This window comes from Chloroflexus sp. MS-G, from assembly GCF_000735195.1.
In the GTDB taxonomy this organism is placed as follows: domain Bacteria; phylum Chloroflexota; class Chloroflexia; order Chloroflexales; family Chloroflexaceae; genus Chloroflexus.
On sequence record NZ_JPIM01000016.1, the window covers coordinates 1 to 19,963 of the forward strand.

Here is a 19,963-nt window from a genome sequence, read left to right on the forward strand (position 1 = left end):
ATAAATATGACTGCCTTGTGAGACGGTATCAACAGCATAAACTCATCACAATTCCAGCGCCGTCCCGCGCAGTCCCTCAGGGATCGATATGTTGAACCGTCTTAACAGGGTAGGCAGTATATCGTAAATCTGCACATTATCGAATCGTCGTCCACCGCCGGGGCGCTGTGGGTCGTGCCAGATGAATAGCCCGCGTTGGGCGTGGTTGGCATCATCGGGGCCGGTATCGTTCTCTAGCGTGAATATCCCATCGCCGCCTACCGTTCCCACTGCCCGCCGGGCAAGATCGCTGAAGTAGACGATCAAATCGGGAGCAACACCGCGTACAGTGCGATAGAGGCGCTGGGGCACAAAGACCCTGTTTCCGAGTGGATGACCATCTGGACCAGGCATCGTTTCCAGGCGCGCCGCAAGGTCAGCGCGCACATGTTCATACTCTGCTGTCGGAATGACGCCCTGCGGCTCACGTCCGCGCACATTGAGAAAGATGCGTCCGTAGTAACCACCTGCACCCCAGGCGCGGGTACGCGACCAGTCAACGTCTGCCTGATCAAGGCTGGTCGGCTCGTCAGGCATTGTGCGTAATATCAACTCACCCTGCGCGATCAACCATTGATTGATCCGCACGCCACCCATCAACGGACGCGCACCGTGGTCGGATACCACTAGTACTGCTGTCTGACGGTCGCAGCATGATAGCAAAGTGGCAATCTGCGCATCTACGTAGCGATAGTATGCGTAAATCGTCTCGGCAAAGGGCGAATCGGGAACAAACAATGGATGCTGTGGATCCATATGTTTCCAGAACGCATGATGAATCCGATCAATCCCCATATCAACCAGCATGAGGAAATCAGGATGCTCTTCCTCAATTAGTGCTGCGGCAACCGCGAAGCGCTGATCACACATCGTATAGATGTCACGCACAATGCGCTCTTTATCATCGGAGCGGAAATCAGGAACATCAAGTAGGTATGAGCGTCCCGGTGTCACTTTCGCAATCCAGGAGTCAATGCGCTCCGCGAGTGTCGGAGGAAAGGTATAGTTCACAGCCGTCGACGGTGCAAGAAAGCAAGAGATTAGCGCACCATTCACAACAGACGGTGGATAGGTTCCGGGAACGCCGATCACCGCCACACGCCATCCTGCCTCACCGAGAATATTCCACAAACGTGGAAACCGAATAGCACGGCTATCGGCGACAACCATACGGCCATAGGATCGATCAATGCGGTTGCGAAACCCGTAAACGCCAAGTTCACCCGGATCGCGCCCGCTCATCATGCAACTCCAGGCAGGAACGGTAATCGCCGGGATGCAACTTTCCAGTTCACCGTAGACCCCCTCCGCCATCAGACGGTTAAGGGTGGGCAAATCAGTACGCCAGCGATCGAACACAAGCGATGGCTCGGCGGAGTCGAGGCCGAGAATGATGAGACGGGGAGAAGAGCTCATGATTCGGCTTTAGCACTTCCTGTTGAATATCGGTATCGGCGGTAGAGCAACACGGATGCGACAACAACTGCAATGAGCGAAAGAATATGCACAACATTGAATGGCGTTCCGGGAAAAAACCAGGAGTCAGTACGGAGAAACTCGATAAAGAAGCGTCCCAGTGGATACCACAACAGATACATGAACAGGATGTCTCCATCGCGCAGCCGGTCGCCATAGCGATGCCAGATGGAAAAAATGACCACGAAGCCAATCAGGTTCCAGATCGATTCGTACAGAAACAGCGGATGGAAGCGGGTCGTTTCTGGGAATGCAACCAGGTCGCGGTACGGACCGATACGATGTTCGGCGTCGATACGCAACCCCCACGGCAAGGTCGTCGGCGGCCCATAAAGCTCCTGGTTGATAAAGTTTGCCCATCGTCCAACTGCTTGGCCCAGGGGTAGACCGAGTGCAGTCGCGTCGGCATACACGAGAAGTGGCGCCTTCCGTAGATGTGCAAACGCCCACAATCCGAGCGCACCAAAGATGAACCCACCGAAAATGTGCAACCCCCCTTCCCATACCGCCAGAATGCTCGCCGGATTGCTTAGAAAGCGTCCCAACCCCTCTGGCCCACGCGGTGACTGAATGAACACATAGTAGAGGCGTGCGCCGATCAATCCTGGAATCAATACCCAAAGCAACAGATCCCACACTGAGTCGCGATCCAGCCCACGTCGCTCAATATGGCGGGCACCAACCCATGCTGCCAGTATAACGCCAGCCATGATCAGCACGCCATACCAGCGCAGCGTCAGTGGACCAAGTTGAACGATAACTGGATCAACAGGAGGATACATGGTCGTTATTCAAGATACCCCAGCTCTCTCAAACGTCGCTGCACAATCGGATCATCCACTTCCTCAGTGCGTTGGATGAGCGGTGCCGTAGTACTGGTGCGACGCAGAAAAGCACTGAGGCTCGCCTGCAGTTCTTCGACTCTTTCTGGCAAGATTGCTGCCAAATCAACTGTTTCGCGGGGATCAGCATCGACATCATACAGCTCAACCTGGTCTTCGCCGATCTGAATCAATTTGTGCGAACCGCTAATCACTGCACGACGTGGTTGATCGAAGCGGCGCACATGCACAAGATCAGGCCGTCGTCGTAGCATAATTCCCAAAACGTTTTGCGGCGGTTCTGCCTCGCTGAAGACTATGCCACTATCAGGATCAGCAGCAGGCGATTGCGCCAGTGAAAGATCACGCTCGATGCCGCCGGCAATCCCAGCGGCACTTAGCAGGGTGTGGAAGACTCGTCGCAGCGATAGCGGGTGATCAACTACTGCACCACGTGGAAAGTCACCCACCGGATCACGCACTATCAGTGGAACGTGGATCAGTTCGTTGTAGACCGACATCATGTGCCCGACAAGACCTTTTTCACCCAGGTGTTCGCCGTGATCGGCACATATTAGCAGCAGGGTACGGTCAAGGGCGCCGCTCTCGCGCATGCGGCGTAGGAACACGCCAAGATGGGCATCCTGTGTGGCAACCTCGGCATCATACACATCACTAAGCACGTGATGATACCGCTCATCTATCCCAGAGAACGGGGCAAACCAGCCGAACACATCGCCGTTGAACCGACGCACATAGCGCGCCGCTTCCCGATCACGGATCACCTCTGGCGCAAACCGTTCGAGCATCCGCCGATCCGGATGGTACGGTGTGTGAACACCCATCAGGTTGATAAAGGCAAAAATAGGCTGATTCGGCTCAACGCCGCGCCGTTCGATCAGCAGACGTGCAGCATCGTTGAGCGATTTGGGTGTGTTACCCTTAAAACTAAGCGCCGTCTGCCAGATTGGCACCATCAGTGGCGTAAACGCAAATTCCAGCAGCAGTTCAGAATGCGCAAATGAGTTCTGAATGCGGTCAAGGAGCATTGCTAAACGCCCCTTAAACCACTGCCGATAGCGCCCGATCAGTCCTGGATGTGCGCCTGCCTGATTCGGACGCGAGGTCAGCAGGCCGCTGTAATTCAAAAAACTCTCAAAACCGCGCCGCAACCCGTTGTTAACGACGCCCACCAGCGGGTTGTTACAGAACGCCGCCGTCATGTACCCGCCTTCCCGCAGCCGTTCTGCCAGTGTCGGAATGCTAGAAGGGAGCACCGCCGCCGATTGGTTAGTTGCATGCTCCGAAGGATAGAGACCGGTAAACATCGAAGCGTGTGATGGGATCGTCCACTGTGCAGTGGCATAGACACGACGGAAGAGTGTCGCGTCAGCCGCAAGTTCATCGAGGTAGGGTGAGGTCGGTCGAGGATAGCCGTAGCACGAAAGTCTGTCGTAACGTTGGGTGTCCAGCACAAGCAGCACAATATTGAGGCGCCGGCTCACAAATGATCCTCCTCAGGGAAAACCGGTCGAGACACCATTATTATACCATGTTTAGTGCCCGCATACCGGAAGAACGTGCAGCGTAATACATGGGCGTTTTGTGCAGGCGACACATCTACTCGAAACGCAGTGCATACCAGAGCACATTGTATGCGCTAGCCGTAACATAGGCATCAACGAAGTGATTGCCAATCGCACCAACGAGATCGCCGGTTTTGCGCTCGAGATACGAAAAATCGGTCAGCCCGAACGACGAACATAATCTAACCGCTATCCGTCTTGAGAACTGTTCACCGCTGCTGGTGCAGTTGGGACAGGCATTCGGCGTTTATGCGCTGGCAATGTGCAATGAACGTAAGAGGATTGAGAGTTTCGTTAACCTGGGCATCACGCTGATCCGTGTTATCTATCGGGTGTTGCTGGGGCAAGGGTAAAGACAGCGCCTTGCCCCTACAACTACAGCCGTGCGCCGACGATTGCCGAACCGTTTGTAGAATGCCGTGCCTGAGCGTGGTCTTAGAAGGTGTGCGCTGATCGATCCTGTGCTGGCGCGCCGCACGCAAGTGCGTGACACCTGAGCGTGGTCTTAGAAGGTGTGCGCTGATCGATCCCCGATACCGCCTGTAGAGGCACGGCAATGCCGTGCCCCGACCATCGCGGAATATTGTGGGATATAACGCTCTCGCGATGATACCTGGTTCTGCTTGACAGCATTGGTATTAGTATTCCCGCAGCAACGTTCCGCATCCGTACACCTTATCCATAATTCCGTTATCACGTAGGGCCATCCACCATGTTGCCGCATTGATCGCAATAACCGGTTTACCTAGCCAGCGCTCGGCCTCGTCGGCAAGACTGACCATGCTCAAGTTTGTGCCGACCTGGACTAGTGCATCAGCATCTTTATTGACCTCTATAAGCGCACGGCGCAATTCATCCTGGGTTACATGAGCGATAGAGACCGCTGTTAGACAGCGAAGCCCCTTAATAGCTGTCACTTCAAAGCCCAGGTCATTGAAGAATCGCACGACGTTGTTGTCGCCGATTGGTTGATACGGGGTTACGACGCCAATCTTCTTTGCACCGAACACCTTAAGTGCACGCTCACAGGCTTCGGCGCCGGTGGCCACGGGCAGGCCGCCAGCCCAATCGGAAATCATTTTGGTAAATCTGCGATTCCCCTCCACGCCATCCCAGAAGGTTTCGGCGCTCATGCCCATTACCATGTAATCCGGTTCGGCGGTTAGCACTCGCTCTATAGCATACTTGATTTCCATGCGAATTTGCTTCAGCAGATTTACAAACGCTTCATCACTGCTCAAGTCCTGATTACGAATGTGAATGCGCGAAATATGCGCTGTTACACCTGGCACCGTCATACGGTAAAAATCAGGCTCTACGATCGTATTCGTACTGGGGATGATCACGCCAAACTTTTTGCGATAACCGAGTTGGTCTGGCATCGTAGAATCTCCTTTCTGCACATACGATTGCCGCGAACCAGACGTGGACTATGTCTTGACAAGGCCGTTCAAATGTTATAACATTATAACATATAGATCGGTCTCAAAGCCATATTCACTCTACTCACGGCGTAACATCAGTCAGGTCAACGGGCCATTTGCTGGTGAGAGGTTGTCGTGTTCGTTCGCTATCTGTCTTCACATTACGCTATATAATGTTATAACATTATAATGTTTCGAGTGTAAAAATGTCAACTATTCGTAATGGCTACGCAGATACACCATATGGGCAAATTCACTACCGACAACTCAGGCAGGTTGATCAACCTGTGCTGGTACTGTTGCATCAAACAGCCAGCTCAGGACAAATGTTTGAACGTCTGATGAGTTTGCTCGCCGATGACTTCCACACCATTGCTCCTGATACGCCCGGATTTGGAAATTCGTTTCTTCCCCCTGATGGGTTCTCTATTGAATTTCTTTCCTCCTCACTTCATGCAGCGCTAGAAGCACTGGATGTTCCCTCTTGCTACATATTCGGTCATCATACAGGGGCGGCAATTGCTGTCCAGATGGCTTATACCCAGCCTGAATTTGTCCGGAAGGTAGTACTTTCTGGCCCGCCGCTACTCAGTGAAGCCCAAAAGGATCGACTAAGAGCAAGCCTGAAACCGATAGAACTTGTTGAAGATGGAACACACCTGACGACCGTTTGGCATCGCATTCGCCAACGTGATCCTTCACTGCCACTTGAGATTGTGCACCGTGAGGTATTGCTCACCCAGATGGCGCGCAGAGTAGCTCAACGAGCCTATCAGGCGGTTTTTGAGCAACCGGTCGAACAACAATTATCTGCTCTGCAGCAACCTACCATGATAATAAGCGGTGAATACGATACACTTCGAGATTCAGCAGAACCTGCCTATTCGCTCCTGAAAAATGGGCAAATTCGTATTATTCCAGGCGCCGGTCCCTATCTTTGTGATCAAAATGCCTTAGAAGTTGCGCAAATACTTCGCACTTTTCTGGTAGGAGCTGCGGATTGAGCGCACCACAAAGGAGAGAACAAAATGCTAACTTTGCTTTACTTCGTCATCGTATTGACCTTTGCCTATTTTACATGGCAGGCGCTACAGATCTATCGTCACGGACGAACGTCGTATGTCCTGTTGTTGATCATCGTCCTTGCCGGATTGGCTTATGATACGCTGATCATTTTCTTGGGTCGCTTCATCGGAGAAGGTGCGCTCCTGAAGACGCTCAACGCCAGCCGATACCTGGTGCACGGCATCGCCACGCCTTTTTTGATCATTTTTGGCTTTGGTATTCTGCGTCGGGCCGGAGTAGGTTGGACACAGAGAAGAATGAGTCACGTTCTTATCTGCGTTCTCACTACCTTGCTCATAGGATTGGGGGTCTATGAAGATGTTCTAGCACTCGATCTGCAGCCGCGTGTTGTAATGGACACGTTACGTTATACAAACGAAGGTGGGTTAAGAGGGTCTCCTATTCCGGCTTTGTTGACAATACTCCTACTTATATTGTGGGGAGTTGTTCTGTGGCGCAAGTCTGGTTGGTGGTGGCTGGCAGTCGGAGCATTGCTGATGTTCATCGCTGCCGGACTGGGTATGGGCGACACATTTTATATCGGCAATCTAGGCGAAGTTATGCTTTGCCTGGCTAGTGTACTGACGGCGCGGAGATTTTTTGGTCTGACGAACAACGATAGGGGGCTAGGATGGAAACCTACACTCTCTCCTTAGCGCTTGTGGACTTTTTGCCGGTTCTGTTTGCTGCTATCGGACTGTACTTCGTTGTACGGATGGTAGCGCATATCAATCCACACCAGGGACGGGTAGCAGCAGTAGGTGTCCTTTTAACAGTGGCAGGAGGGCTGTCGAAAGCAAGCTGGAAGCTCGTTATGGCGCTCTCGCAAAGTCAGGTTAACCTGACTTTGCTTGATGACGCACTGTTTGTTCTGATGGCGCCAGGCTACACACTTATTGCCTGGAGCGTCTGGCAGACCTCTCGCATGGTACGTCAGCAGAAGACGTTCCATGCTTGGCTTCCTCCCGCCACTCTGATTGCCCTGACCTTTGCGGGATCCATCGCTCTTTACATAGCGTACCCATCTTCTCCTGCCTGGGAGCGTCTCCTGCTGAGCGTCATGGTGCTGGCAACCACTGTGACAGGAGTCTTGCTTATCATCTTTGCCTTTCGCCAAAACTTGCCACTGGCAGGTTGGCTGCTTATCCTTAACTTAATTGGCGTTTTTGTTCTCAATGGCATGGCTCGTATGGAGCAGACTATAGCCTTACAATGGTTTGAGCAATCTATCAATGCTATTTCCTGGCTGGTGTTTTGGTTTGCTACGTCCAAAATGTATCAGTATGTGCGTAACAATTTCGGTACAGACCCCGTGCGTACCGCTCAAGCTGTTTCGATATGACATCAGCGTACCAAAAGCCAGGCCGTAGGCCAGCTTTTTCGCACTCGAGAGTTTTCTAGAAGGAAGGTTATGAAAGCCTTGCATGGAATTCGCGTTCTCGACCTAACCCACATGCTTAGTGGCCCATACGCTGGAATGATGCTTGCCGATCTCGGTGCAGAAACGATTAAGGTTGAACCGCCTGTGACAGGTGAAGGAACCCGTCGTTTACTGGAGAAAGACCCCAAGAATAGCTTGAACGGTTTCGGAGCTTATTTTATGACGCTCAACCGGAACAAGAAAAGTATCACCTTGAACTTAAAAAGCGAGGAAGGGCTACGAATTTTTTATGAATTGGTCGAATTATCTGATATTGTCCTCAATAATTTCAGCGCAGGCGTCCCTGAACGGTTGAAGATAGACTACGCTCACCTATCACAAATCAACCCAAGAATTATTACCTGTTCAATTACCGGTTTCGGCGAAACAGGTCCTGACCGACATCTGCCAGCCTTCGATATAGTTGCTCAAGCGATGGGAGGTGGCATGAGCATCACCGGTCAACCGGATGGCCCGCCTACGCGATCCGGAATTCCCATCGGCGATCTAGGTGGCGGATTGATGGCAGTGATCGGCGTACTGGCCGCTTTGCAAGCTCGTCACGTGACCGGTCGCGGACAGCATGTTGACATTTCTATGCTCGATGCCCAGATAAGTTTACTAAACTATATGGCTACTATGTATTTTCTCTCCGGCGAAATCCCCGATAAGCTCGGCAATGCCCATTTTGTCCACGTACCTTACGATACATTTCGCTGCTCTGATGGATATATCATTATTGCAGTGATTACCGATACCTTTTGGGATGCCCTCATGGAAGTTGTGGATGCTCCGGATATCGATACCGAAGAAAACAAAGCGCAACCAGGGCGCTGGAAGAATAGAGATCTTATTAACCGGCGACTAAATGAGATATTTTCCACCAATACCCAAAAATATTGGCTTGAGCTGTTGCGGAGCAAACGTATTCCCTGTGCACCGGTTAATAATCTCGCCCAGGCACTATCAGAGCCACAGGTTATTGCACGTAACATGGTCATTGAAGTAGATCATCCCCTCGGTGGCTCTACTAAGATGCCTGGTAACCCCATTAAGCTTTCAGATACCTACGAGGATTGTTACACACCACCACCTTTACTTGGTCAGCACAATAAAGAGATTTATCAAATTTTACTTGGTAAAAGTGATGAAGAACTCGAATTTCTTCGAGCGAAATGTGTTATTTAAATCGAACAATTACCCACAGGTAAAATCATTTCGGAGATGGTAATGTTCATTCAGCAAAACCGCCTCAAACTAAAGTTGAGATCAGGTCAGGTGGCTGTCGGCATCATCTCTTCTTCCGATGATCCGCAACTGGCAGAGCTGTTTGGCCTGGCAGGTTTTGACTATTACATCCTTGATGCTGAACATGGCTTGTTGCATCCCGAGCGGTCTGTCAGTGTTATTCGTGTTTGCGAGCTAACCGGCATGACCCCCTTGGTGCGAATTGGTTCCAAAGACCCAAAGTTGGTTTTGCAATATCTTGATGCCGGTATGGTAGGTGTCATGATGCCAGATCTACGAAGTGAGACTGAAGTAGAAATGCTGATCGAAGCCGTAAAGTACCCACCTGTTGGAAAGCGGGGCATTGGTGTATCAAGGGCTTCTGGATATATGGCCTACAGCGGAAAAGCGTCTCAATACGTTGAATTTTCCAATGAGCAGACAATGGTCATCTTGCAGTTCGAAGACCCTGATTTACTCCAAAACCTAGAAGTGATGATTTCCCAACCATGGGTAGATGCTGTTGTGATCGGGCCACGCGATCTCGCGCTCAAGATGGGTTTTAGCGATGGACCGAATCATCCTGAAGTTCAAGAGAAGATAGACGAGGCCATTGCTATCTGTAAACAAGTCGGTATCGCTGTAGGAATCATTGCTACGACAAAAGCTGAAGTGGAAAAACAGATCGCTCGCGGTGCTACCATGATTTTAGGAGTTGCCCAAACTCTGGTGTTGAACGGGGCGAAAGATTTTCTTGGAAAGTAAAAATAAGGAAGACTCCCGGCATGATTTCTCTTACCCACATCAATACACGAGCGATACGGGTATTCATGGGAACGTTAACGGAAGGCGAGTCCTTGCATACCGCCTTTGCGAGGATTGCGCAACAAGAACAAATCTTTGCAGCGACGCTGGATTTGCTCGGTGGATTGACGGAAGTAGAGTTCGTCGAATACGACTTTGTCCGCAAAATTCGCAAACCACCTCTCTTTTTTGCCCGTCCAATGGAAATTGTGGCAGGTCATGGAACAATTTCATGGCTTGATTCCGAGCCACATGTCCACATCCATCTTGTTGTATCATTTCGTGACGAAACCGCACCCAACGGTATTTCCCTGATCGGTGGTCATGCTGCTCGTGCTACTGCATTTGCCGTCGAATTTACCCTGGCTGCTTATGATGGCGTACCTGTCCAGCGTGTTATGCACGAAGCGACAGGTCTGTCTCTCTGGAAATTATCCCCTTTCAATTTGCCAACATCGTCAGGAGACCATGAGGCTGTTGAGTCATAGTTTCCCCCATATACGGAGCGCGGAGTAATTACCTTCGGATTGGTATTTTTTAGTGCAATATCCTATTGAACCTTGAAAAAAATCCGGTCGAATTTATAGAGCCGGCGAGGCACTGACGAACGTCATGCACTCGCTTACGATGGTTCTCGACGCACATCTTTGCCTGGAAGCGTAAGGTCACCGACCTGCGTCCTGTGGTGGGAGGCTGAAACCATCGATCGCGGTATCAACGCACTGCCTAGGGCAGGTCGGGAACTCACCCCTATCGCTCATTCCTATCTCCTCGAAACGTCCTACATGGGCCTGCAAGGCCTTGACATGCACTTTCATTTCATGTATTATTGTTATAATGTTATAACATTTCAGGAGAGCGTTATGACATCTATTGACCGTACTTCGCTATTGCCGCTTCGCTACCAGCTTAAACAGATCCTACTTGAGAAAATCGAGAGTGGGGAATGGAAGCCGAACGATTTGATACCCTCTGAACAGGAACTACAAAAAATGTTTGGGCTGAGCCGCATTACTGTTCGACAAGCGCTCAGTGATCTGGTTCATGAGGGCTTGCTTTTGCGTGAACGTGGACGAGGAACATTCGTGGCTCCGCCCAAAATGACTCACAGTCCGCAAGCACGACATACGTTGACCGAATTCATGCTCTCCATGGGCATTCGCCCTGGTTGGCGGGTTATTGAAAAGTATTTTACGGAAGCTTCCAGGGAAATAGCAACCCAACTTAATGTGCCGTCAGACACTCGTGTTTTTTGTATCCGGCGTCTACGCCTGGCTGACGATGAGCCTATTGGACATCATATTGCGTTCTTGCCTGAAGCGCTTGCCGCAGAAATTAACGAAAACGCACTTCTCGAAGGAGGTTCGCTCAATTACATAAGCCATTTGCCACAAATGCATAATAGTCGTGCCCTGCGTACCATAGAAGCAGTGGCTGCTTCAGAGCTAGATGAGCAATTACTTCAAATACCGCACGGTAGTCCAGTACTGATGATTCAACGCACGGTCTTCAGTCCTAGCGGTGAACCTATTGAATTTCTGCAAGCGCGCTATCGCGGTGATCGCTTTAAGTATCAAATTAGCACTTAAACAGGAGATACACCATTTTCAGGCGTGAGGAGCATATGAGTATGAAAAATTATGGCGACCCCTCTTCAACCATTCCCTATCAATGCTTTATGGGACGCTGGGAAGGTTTATGCAAGACTTTCAGCCCGAGAGGAGAGTTTATCGAAGCCGCTGCGGTTCACATGGACGTGTATTGGAATGAGGTTGGCAAGTCATGGCATCTGATGGAGGATTTTGAAAACCTCTATGAGGTTGGTAAGACAGTCTTTCACACCGATATCTTCGTAGAAGGAAAATACTGCTGGGCAGTCAGTGACCAGCTTAGCTTGGAAGGTACAGAACTGACTCCTTTTAACTACGTCTTCGTCATTGACAGTAAAGTCTCAAATACTTTAGTTTTCAATAACCACTACTTCCTGGACCCTAATACCCGACGTATTATCACCCACAAGTTGCAGAATGGAAAGACTTACGTCTTTCAAATCCAGGATTTCGTGAGAATCCAACAACCTTGGCGTATATAGGTGTTCTCTTCATTCGTGAGAGTGGAAGCTCGACTATGATTGTTCAATCTGCACCATCTGGTCTTCCTCGCTTTGTTATCGAGCAAGTTGACCATGCTCGTACTTGTGGTCAATTGGCTCGGGCGTTTGGCAATTCGGAGTTCAAATCTCCTGTTCCTCGCGATCTGGTGATCTATGTTGTCGAGCATCATGACGAAGGTTGGGCTGCGATTGACTCTCGGTGTGAGCAATCACCTGACACCGGTTTGCCGTATCATCTCACCGAAACGCCCTTGCCCTACCTAATTCAAACCAGCCAGGGTTCACCAGATTTCAATGAGGCATATCATCCTTTTTGTGGCTTGCTCTCCTCAATGCACACGTATGGTCTATACAACGGGCGTTATGGGCTTTCAGATTTCATCTTTATTGACAAGATCCCTCCTGAGTACAAACCTGCTGCCGATGCCATGCTGATTCGGGAACTGGAACGGCAGAACCGCCTCAAGGAGATTCTGCGGTCTGATCCTGTGTCAATGCCTTGGGTTGAAGACCAGGCTCTGCTCGATAACTACAAACTTTTGCAGTTCTTCGATACGCTGGCTCTCTACTTCCAGACAACCCATCCCGAGTCGCGAACCAAAGGCAGATTCCTGAATGTTCCTGACGGTAAAGGAAGAGACCATACGATTAGCATTTCGCCGCGTTCTGATGAGACATACGTTCTCACGCCGTGGGTATTTGCAACAGCCACTCTCGAGATCTTCGTCGAAGGACGTTACATTGCGCCACAGCCGCCCGGTACCAATCTCAAGGTTCTTTTTGAGAGCACTCCTAAGCAAAAACAGTTTTACAGGCTGACGCAGGGTTAACTATTGATGACTATGGCCAGGCCGACTATGCAATTTCAGGGTTTTGGGCGATGGGTAGGCAACGCTGAGGTGTTTGATTCGTTCGGTAGATTCCTCGGTAATGGATCTGACTACCGCCATGTGCAATTGATGGGCGATGGGCGGATACGCATTAATGTCTCCTTCATTGGGCCATTCAAGCATAGTGGTCATTACTTCATTGAACAGCGGGATAGGTATCGTTTGTACGAAGGACCAGCGAATATCGGCTATGCGGAAGTTCTCAGCGAGAATCTGGTTGATGCCAACGCCTACTGGCCTGCTCTTGGGCTGAGCCAACGATTTTTCTTGATGATCGTTGGCGACCAATTGCAACTCTCTTTAGCTCAAATGTCCCGTGGTGAGCATCTAATGTACGTTGTCGTGGGGCAAAACGATCGCGTGCCAGAGAATATACCTGACCCGCAGCCTACCCTGGTCAGCGGAACGCACTACGACTTAAGCGAGGATCCTACCTGTGGCCGAGGTGAGATCCTTTTGCACCGTTCAGGTGTCTGGCGCGGCATACTCACTGCCCTTGATCAGGCAGGTCAATCATTAGGTGAATTTGAATATTCTCAAGCGCTAGAATTGCGCAGTCCGCAAATCCTATGTATGCAGATAGCAGGCGGTGCATTCAATGATTACCCACACAGCGCCTGTTTTGTAACGAATCAATGGCAGGCATGGGCAACCGAGGAATCGGCGATTGTCGGCAGCTATTCGCTCAGTGGTGGTCGCGCTTTGAGCGGTCAGTTCTATTATCGTGAAGCTCATCTGCGCTGCTGGCAGCGTGAAGTAACAACACTGGACGGGAAACAAAAGGCGATCATTCAGCATTGGTATCGTGGCGGACAGCGAATCGGCTCGCAGTTTGGAGTGCTGGAATTCGAGCAAACAGATGAACTTTCAACGCAATAGCAAATCCTAACACGTGATCAAGCGTCATTCATCAGACGGTAGAAGTAACAATGAATACACCACCTTCCTTTATCGGAGACTGGCTTGTGAGCGAATATTTATACACCCCAGCGGGTGAATACGTGGGTGTCATTTGTCAGCGCCGCCGGTTGCAACCTCAAGGAGGGGTGATTCGGGTTGTTCAGATATGTGAACCTGTGCAAATTGCAGAAGGGATTTCGCCCCAGGCCCAGGAAGTTGTCTCGATAATGAATAGGCGCGTTGGTGAATTTGTGTTCGATTTGAGACCAGTAGGCAGGGCACGTCACTACCTTGGGCCAGATGTCATTGGCGGTGGATTTTTGTGGTGTGAGGGAGTTCTTACTGCACGTGGAATGTGGCCGCGTTTCGGCTGTAATTTTACCTCTTTCTCAATCCTGCTCAATTCCAGGCGGCAGGTAACGGGCGGAAAATTCTTTTTAGCCAATCAGCAGATCGCTACGTTACTTGGTGTTGCCGGTCCTGTTTCTGAAGGATTTCCGGTGATCGAGCCGGTATCCTCGCCGCGATGTTTTCGCGGCTTCTGTCAAGTGATCTCACCAGCAGGTGAATTGCTAGAAAACTTCGCTGTGACTAATGAAGATATCGATGCCACACGGAGTCGAATGCAAGGTAATGTAAAACATTATGGTGCGCTAACTGAGTGGGAGGCTGTAGCCGACCCAGGGCAAATCGTTTCGGCTGTAGAAGTCAGTGACCAGGTTAGTGGGCAGATTGCGGGTTTTTGGAAAATAGTTCAGGACGAAAAACTTTATCAGGTGTGGGTTTATATGTTGGCTGCATAGACCATCACTTTGTCGATGGTAAAAACTGCTCTCGTGTTGGTTATGGATAACCAGGAGAGGCCATGATTCGTTCGCTGTACTACGCCGTCACTTTACCAAATGCCAGTCAACCTTTCAACGTGCTATACCTGAAAGTGTACTATCGTGCTAGTTGTACCGATAGTCAAGCAGAGTACATGACGGGTATAATACCGGCAGATCTGTCTCATGCACCTATGCCGATTGTGCTCTTCTTCAACGGCATTAACATTGGCATCGAAAGCTATCACTGGCTGGCACTCAAACTGGCACATGCCAATTTAGTAACAGTTCTTTACACATATGTTGCAGAGACCCTCCCCGGTATTATTGGCCTTACTCCCGGTATTGATCTATCCAAAGTGCGACCCGACACCTACGGCAGTGCTCCTACCTGCCCTGCCATTCAACCGATTTTGGATTGTCTGGCCAGACTCAACCAGGATGAGAAAAGCCCTCTCTATCGCGCATTAGATCTGAGCAATATCATTCTGGGTGGTCATTCTGCAGGTGGTACAGTAGCCCTCCAAAATGGACAATTCTTTGATCAGGTCAAGGCTGTTTTTTCGTATGCAGGTCACACAATGGCTTCCACGATGCTTGGCTTTGCGGCAGGCACCGTGTTAAAGATTGCCAGTAAGCCCACCCTGCTCCTACGTGGCGATCGCGATGGAGTCATTGCCGGTAGCCGCATCCGATACGGAATGGAGGAGAGAGCAGACGATCCGGTGGCGAAAACGTTTGACGAAGCGTATCAGGAGTCCGCAGGAAGTCAGGCATATGATGTACTAATCCAGGGCGCAAATCACTTTTCTATTGCACATCCGCTGGACGATACAACAGGTCGCTCTTTTCTGGACATGCCGATGTCTCGACCGGCTGCGCAGATTCGCAGGCAAATTGCCAGACTGATTCTGGCATTTCTTCAAAAAAAGCCTCTGAATGGAAAGCATATAGTTGTTCGGAGGAAGTAACAGCGAACCGATCCAAGAAAGGAGGAAATTCCATGCTCATGAATTTCTGGTGGCCTTTAGAATTCTCACATGTTGTCAAAGACAAGCCGGTTCGTGTAACCGCTTTAGAGCAGGAATTTGTCATCTATCGCACTTCGGATGGAAAAGCACACGTGCTGAGCGATTTATGTGTGCATCGTGGTGGTGCACTTTCAGACGGTTGGATCAGCGGTGATTGTATTGTCTGCCCATACCACGGGTGGGAATATAAAGCAGATGGTGCGTGTGCAAAAATTCCTGCCCATCCCGACCTGGTTCCCCCTAAGAAAGCGCGGGTTGATGCGTACCCAACGGTTGAACGATACGGTTACATCTGGGCATTTTTGGGTGATCTGCCAGAAGCAGAACGTCCACCCCTGCCTGAATTACCACATTTCGACGATCCGCGCTTTAAGGTCATCCGTGGGAAGTTCGAGTGGCCAGTGTATTACGAGCGCGCCCTGGAGAATAGTCTTGATATAGCACACGCTCCCTTCGTACACGGTGGCGCGTTTGGCAACCGCGAAGAGCCGGAAGTTCCCGATTATGAAGTTATTCTCCACCCATACGGTGCAGAAGCAACAGTCACGCTTAAACCACCCAAACGTAACATGAAGGGATTGTGGAATTTCCTTTACAAGGAAGATCGTCCTGATGTGAAAACGCGCACCGGTTTTTGGATGCCGTGTATCACTTTATTGGAAGTAAATCTGCCGCTGGGATTAATGGTGTTGTTCAACTGTCATATACCGGTTGACGAATATACCACCATTACCAAGTGGACACAAATGCGCACCTTTTTCAAGGGGAACTGGGCTGATGGTGATGCTTTAAAGCGTGTGTTGAAAATTTTCAATCAGGATTACCCTGTCGTTCTGGCCCAACGTCCCGAATTGTTGCCTTACGATATTGGCGCCGAGCTTTCTGTCAAATCCGACGTAATTCAAATTGCCTATCGCCGTATGCGCCAGAAATATATCGATAAAGGCTGGCAGATCGATGTTCGCCGTATCAAGCAAGAATATGGCCGGCAACGTGCGGTAGTTATCCCATCTCCATCCCGCCGCGAAGTTCCCGAACTGGCCCGTGCCTGGGTCATGAAGGAAGTGCCGACAGTACAGCCCAGGAAAAGTAGTGATTGATGGACATCCAATCCTGTAGTTAAGGAGAGAAAAAATGTCACTACCCCAACAACTTTCGCTCAATACCTTAGAGAAGATACGAACCCGTTGCAACATGACAGAAATTGGCGCGCCCTATATCAGCCTTTCTTCGCCGATGAGCACGGTTCCGGTCGGTGCACTTCGTTTGTTTCGCGGAGAGAAGGTGCGCAAGATGGTTTACATCGGGCTGATCGTGCCGCCTATCGGGTTAGACTCCCATATGATCTTTGCCTTCACTGCACCCGAAAGTCCAATTCCACATTTCACTCTTGATTCGGTTCTGGCAGGCCCACATTTCGCCTTTCACCTCGACTTAATCCCACGCGCCGACTTAGGCGCCAATCTGGCTTACATGAATGCTATCTTTGATGCACTGACCCCCATCTTTGAACGGTCCAGGCAAATCGAAGGACTGACCCCTGCTCAGCTCACCCCTAAGCAGTACGCACTGATGTCGCCCTGGATGTTAGCCTATCGAGCGAACGAATCAGCGTTTGAGCGCATTCAGGAACCGGTCAATGCGTATCTGGAACACTGGTTCTATCTGGTAGACCATGGTCTGCCTGTCGAAGCCTTACCTGCTGGCGATCTGGCCGAGCGTGATCGTCTGAACCGTGCTGCCATCTTTAACCCCAGTGTGGATAAGGTTTGGGCACAAGTCGAACGATTGGTCGGTGCCGAGATGGGTGCGAGGATGCGCAGCATTTTGTGTAATCAGGGTGTGGAGGAATAGGGTAAAAACCAGGGTTCTATAGAGGAGAGCGCCATGTCTGGTCAACCTTCGAACTGGCAAAAGACTATTGAGGGCGAGTGGTATGGATTCCCTTCTATCTTCGATGCAGAGGGCAATCACATTGGGTACAACAAGGTCTCTCGGGCCTCGGTGTTCGATCCAGAAACTGGGAGAACAACTTATGTTATGGACACGCGCCTGCAAGATGCTGTCGGCCCGTTAGCAGCACGCTTCGAAGTTTCAGATACATTTGCCTTTGGCGTCATCGACTCAGACCGAGACCGCATCTATCTGGGGCCTGACTTTATCGGCGCAGGTCATCCTTACGGTATGCTGGTAGATGCTCACTACTATTCCCCACTTTGGACGGCTGACCTGCGCACAATGGTTCACATTTTGCCTGATATGCAAACGCAGGTGTACTCGTCACTCCTTTACGATGGGCCTAAGATTTGCGCTGTCTTTAACGGTATATACAAGGTTGCTCACGATTATCCCACCAATGCCGAAACTCGGGCACGTATCGATGCCTTTTGTGAGATGGAACGGGTGAACGGACGTAAACCGCATATATTGCCTTCCAAGAAGAGTGGTGAATGGAGCGGCCAAATGATGGTCTATGGCCCTGACCAGCAAGCGCTCGGTGTGAACTGGGTTCATATTGATTATCGCCCTCTCGATTTGCTACGGTCTGAGATGAGTGTTTCGATAAGCGGTGTATTTGAGAAAAAATATAAATTCAACCGTTATCGCAATCTCAATCGTCACTTTTTTGAAGGTCCTGATGTGTTCGGTAACAGTTTCGGTTACGGGAGAGCACTGTATACCAGCCAGCATTTCTACGGCGAAGCCTTAAAAATTAAGGGCCGCGAATTTCTTATTGACGACAATTTCACCCTAAGTGTTGTCTGGCAGTTTTATCAATCTGATCGAATGAAATACACTACCTTTGGTGTATTGACCTGGCGTGAGAAATAATGGTCAAAACCATATGCCAAATTGGTATAAGAGGAGATACGAATGAACGTTGACATTCAGGATTTCAAACGCGCAATGTCACAATTTGCATCTGGTGTCACGATCGTGACGACCAGATACAATCAGATGCCTTTAGGGATAACAGCAAGCTCATTCAGCAGCCTCAGCCTGGAACCACCCTTGGTAATGGTTTCACTGAATAAGAAGTTGTTCACTCACAACGCGATTGCAGAAAGTGGCATTTTTGCCGTTAACGTGCTCTCGGTTCAGCAGCTAGAAATTGCTATTCGCTTTGCCGGTATGCGATTAGGGGTCAAAGACCGCTTTGCCGGATTAAAGACCCAAACTGCGGTCACGGGTAGTCCGTTGCTTCCTGATTCCCTGGCCTGGGTAGACTGTACTGTTTGGGCGATGTATGACGGTGGAGATCATACCATTTTCGTCGGTGAAGTGCGTGACCTGTTTGTCTCAGATCGCGATATGCCACTTCTGTACTACAAGCGGTTATGGCGGCGTAGTGAGTCGCTACAGGTTCCTACAGTTCCCCTCCAGGCCACCCTGATCGAAGTTGGCTTGCGTGATGGGATCCAGCGTGAAGAGAAGTTCATCCCAACTGAGATGAAGGTTGAGTTTGCTACACGGTTGGCCGATGCCGGGTTGAAACATATACAGGTTACGTCGTTTGTTCATCCCAAAATCGTACCGCAGATGGCCGATGCCGAAGAAGTATTTGCCCGTCTTCCAGATCGCAAAGATGTGACGTTCAGCGCTCTCGTCCTGAACAAAAAGGGTCTAGAACGAGCAATTGCAGCGGGTGTCAGGCAAGTGGAAATGGGAGTACCTGCCAGTGAAGCCCTGGCTCGGAAAAACGCCAACACTACCATCGAGGAGGGCATGACCGAAGTTGCCGAGATGGTCAACATAGCCCATCAGCATGGGATGCGTGTACGCGCAGGTGTTCAGGCAGCGTTCGGTTGTCCGTATGAAGGCAAGATTGACCCTGCCAGAGTGGTTTCGATGGCGCGTCGCTTTCTGGCAATGGGGATTGATGAACTCTCACTGGCCGACTCGGCAGGGCTGGGTAATCCGCAATCGGTGCGCCGGATGGTTCAGGAAGTGTTACCGCTTGCAGGGGATATTCCGCTCGTCTTGCACCTACATGATACACGTGGTCAGGGGCTTGCCAACGTGCTCTCCGCACTTAAGTCGGGTGTGACAATGTTTGATACTTCTTTCGGCGGTCTGGGTGGCTGTCCGTTCATTCCCTCAGCCAAAGGGAATATCCCTACTGAAGATACCGCTCACATGTTGCACGAAATGGGCATCCATACCGGCGTCGACATTTCTGCTGTCGCAGGTCTCTCGCGCCGTATGGAGGTGTTCTTGGGCAGAGACCTCCCCGCCAAAATGCACAAATTGCTCGAACCCGTGCCTCAGGTTGAGAAGCGTCTATGAAACAAACCATTGCTGAAAAAATCATCATCCATCCACCGAATTATTCGGACTTTAAT

The 19,963-nt window shown here is 50.4% G+C and carries 21 protein-coding genes; 17 read left to right on the forward strand and 4 right to left on the reverse strand.

The features are described 5' to 3' along the window. Positions 1–45: 45 nt before the first annotated feature. From JE47_RS0104550 to JE47_RS0104560, 3 genes are read right to left on the reverse strand one after another with little or no spacing between them, the layout of a single operon-like run. On the reverse strand, positions 46–1,455 hold the full coding sequence (locus tag JE47_RS0104550; protein WP_031458608.1) for an alkaline phosphatase family protein: 1,410 nt from the start codon (positions 1,453–1,455) through the stop codon (positions 46–48). Further along, positions 1,452–2,297, reverse strand: a complete 846-nt coding sequence (gene lgt, locus JE47_RS0104555) for a prolipoprotein diacylglyceryl transferase (RefSeq protein ID WP_031458609.1) — start codon at positions 2,295–2,297, stop codon at positions 1,452–1,454. Before lgt ends, JE47_RS0104550 begins: the two co-directional genes overlap by 4 nt. A gap of 5 nt (positions 2,298–2,302) precedes the next feature. After that, a complete protein-coding gene (locus tag JE47_RS0104560; protein ID WP_031458610.1) occupies positions 2,303–3,841 on the reverse strand; it encodes a sulfatase in 1,539 nt (512 codons plus the stop codon). 215 nt (positions 3,842–4,056) lie between these two features. Here JE47_RS0104560 and JE47_RS0104565 point away from each other — a divergent pair, with 215 nt between their 5' ends. Beyond that, positions 4,057–4,275 carry a hypothetical protein gene (locus tag JE47_RS0104565; protein ID WP_031458611.1) on the forward strand — a complete coding sequence of 73 codons (219 nt, stop codon included), beginning with the start codon at positions 4,057–4,059 and terminating at the stop codon, positions 4,273–4,275. Between the two features lie 285 nt (positions 4,276–4,560). Here JE47_RS0104565 and JE47_RS0104570 read toward each other — a convergent pair whose 3' ends face one another. Further along, a complete protein-coding gene (locus JE47_RS0104570; RefSeq protein WP_031458612.1) occupies positions 4,561–5,304 on the reverse strand; it encodes a maleate cis-trans isomerase family protein in 744 nt (247 codons plus the stop codon). A 248-nt stretch (positions 5,305–5,552) separates the two neighbouring features. Here JE47_RS0104570 and JE47_RS20935 point away from each other — a divergent pair, with 248 nt between their 5' ends. The 16 genes from JE47_RS20935 (at position 5,553) to JE47_RS0104650 (ending at position 19,907) form a co-directional block, all read left to right on the forward strand. Continuing rightward, on the forward strand, positions 5,553–6,350 hold the full coding sequence (locus JE47_RS20935) for an alpha/beta fold hydrolase (RefSeq protein WP_051871064.1): 798 nt from the start codon (positions 5,553–5,555) through the stop codon (positions 6,348–6,350). A 24-nt stretch (positions 6,351–6,374) separates the two neighbouring features. After that, on the forward strand, positions 6,375–7,067 hold the full coding sequence (locus JE47_RS0104580; protein WP_031458614.1) for a hypothetical protein: 693 nt from the start codon (positions 6,375–6,377) through the stop codon (positions 7,065–7,067). Next, positions 7,043–7,753, forward strand: a complete 711-nt coding sequence (locus tag JE47_RS0104585) for a hypothetical protein (protein WP_031458615.1) — start codon at positions 7,043–7,045, stop codon at positions 7,751–7,753. The genes JE47_RS0104580 and JE47_RS0104585 overlap by 25 nt, the downstream gene beginning before the upstream one ends. A gap of 69 nt (positions 7,754–7,822) precedes the next feature. Continuing rightward, the gene (locus JE47_RS0104590) at positions 7,823–9,019 is read left to right on the forward strand and encodes a CaiB/BaiF CoA transferase family protein (protein ID WP_031458616.1); all 1,197 of its coding nucleotides are present in this window, start codon (positions 7,823–7,825) and stop codon (positions 9,017–9,019) included. 42 nt (positions 9,020–9,061) lie between these two features. Further along, positions 9,062–9,823 carry an HpcH/HpaI aldolase family protein gene (locus JE47_RS0104595; RefSeq protein ID WP_160173274.1) on the forward strand — a complete coding sequence of 254 codons (762 nt, stop codon included), beginning with the start codon at positions 9,062–9,064 and terminating at the stop codon, positions 9,821–9,823. Positions 9,824–9,843: 20 nt separating this feature from the next. Beyond that, complete coding sequence (locus JE47_RS20340; protein ID WP_035419000.1) at positions 9,844–10,350, forward strand: PPC domain-containing DNA-binding protein; 507 nt, start codon at positions 9,844–9,846, stop codon at positions 10,348–10,350. Positions 10,351–10,725: 375 nt separating this feature from the next. Further along, complete coding sequence (locus tag JE47_RS0104605) at positions 10,726–11,451, forward strand: GntR family transcriptional regulator (protein WP_031458619.1); 726 nt, start codon at positions 10,726–10,728, stop codon at positions 11,449–11,451. Positions 11,452–11,492: 41 nt separating this feature from the next. Further along, entirely contained in the window at positions 11,493–11,954 is a 462-nt protein-coding gene (locus JE47_RS0104610; RefSeq protein WP_031458620.1) for a hypothetical protein, read from the forward strand. A gap of 35 nt (positions 11,955–11,989) precedes the next feature. Further along, positions 11,990–12,805 carry a DUF3891 family protein gene (locus tag JE47_RS0104615; protein ID WP_031458621.1) on the forward strand — a complete coding sequence of 272 codons (816 nt, stop codon included), beginning with the start codon at positions 11,990–11,992 and terminating at the stop codon, positions 12,803–12,805. Between the two features lie 12 nt (positions 12,806–12,817). Next, positions 12,818–13,744: a hypothetical protein gene (locus tag JE47_RS0104620; protein ID WP_152555994.1), complete on the forward strand. Its 927-nt coding sequence runs from the start codon at positions 12,818–12,820 to the stop codon at positions 13,742–13,744. A 50-nt stretch (positions 13,745–13,794) separates the two neighbouring features. Next, a complete protein-coding gene (locus JE47_RS0104625) occupies positions 13,795–14,568 on the forward strand; it encodes a hypothetical protein (RefSeq protein WP_152555995.1) in 774 nt (257 codons plus the stop codon). A gap of 62 nt (positions 14,569–14,630) precedes the next feature. After that, positions 14,631–15,560, forward strand: coding sequence for an alpha/beta hydrolase family protein (locus JE47_RS0104630; RefSeq protein ID WP_051871065.1), 930 nt, complete (start codon positions 14,631–14,633; stop codon positions 15,558–15,560). Between the two features lie 32 nt (positions 15,561–15,592). Further along, the gene (locus JE47_RS0104635; protein ID WP_031458625.1) at positions 15,593–16,720 is read left to right on the forward strand and encodes an aromatic ring-hydroxylating dioxygenase subunit alpha; all 1,128 of its coding nucleotides are present in this window, start codon (positions 15,593–15,595) and stop codon (positions 16,718–16,720) included. A 34-nt stretch (positions 16,721–16,754) separates the two neighbouring features. Then, positions 16,755–17,474 (forward strand): hypothetical protein, encoded by a 720-nt coding sequence (locus tag JE47_RS0104640; protein WP_031458626.1) that lies wholly within the window; start codon positions 16,755–16,757, stop codon positions 17,472–17,474. A gap of 33 nt (positions 17,475–17,507) precedes the next feature. Further along, a complete protein-coding gene (locus JE47_RS0104645; protein WP_031458627.1) occupies positions 17,508–18,452 on the forward strand; it encodes a hypothetical protein in 945 nt (314 codons plus the stop codon). Positions 18,453–18,494: 42 nt separating this feature from the next. Beyond that, the gene (locus JE47_RS0104650) at positions 18,495–19,907 is read left to right on the forward strand and encodes a hydroxymethylglutaryl-CoA lyase (RefSeq protein WP_081909989.1); all 1,413 of its coding nucleotides are present in this window, start codon (positions 18,495–18,497) and stop codon (positions 19,905–19,907) included. Positions 19,908–19,963 lie beyond the last annotated feature (56 nt).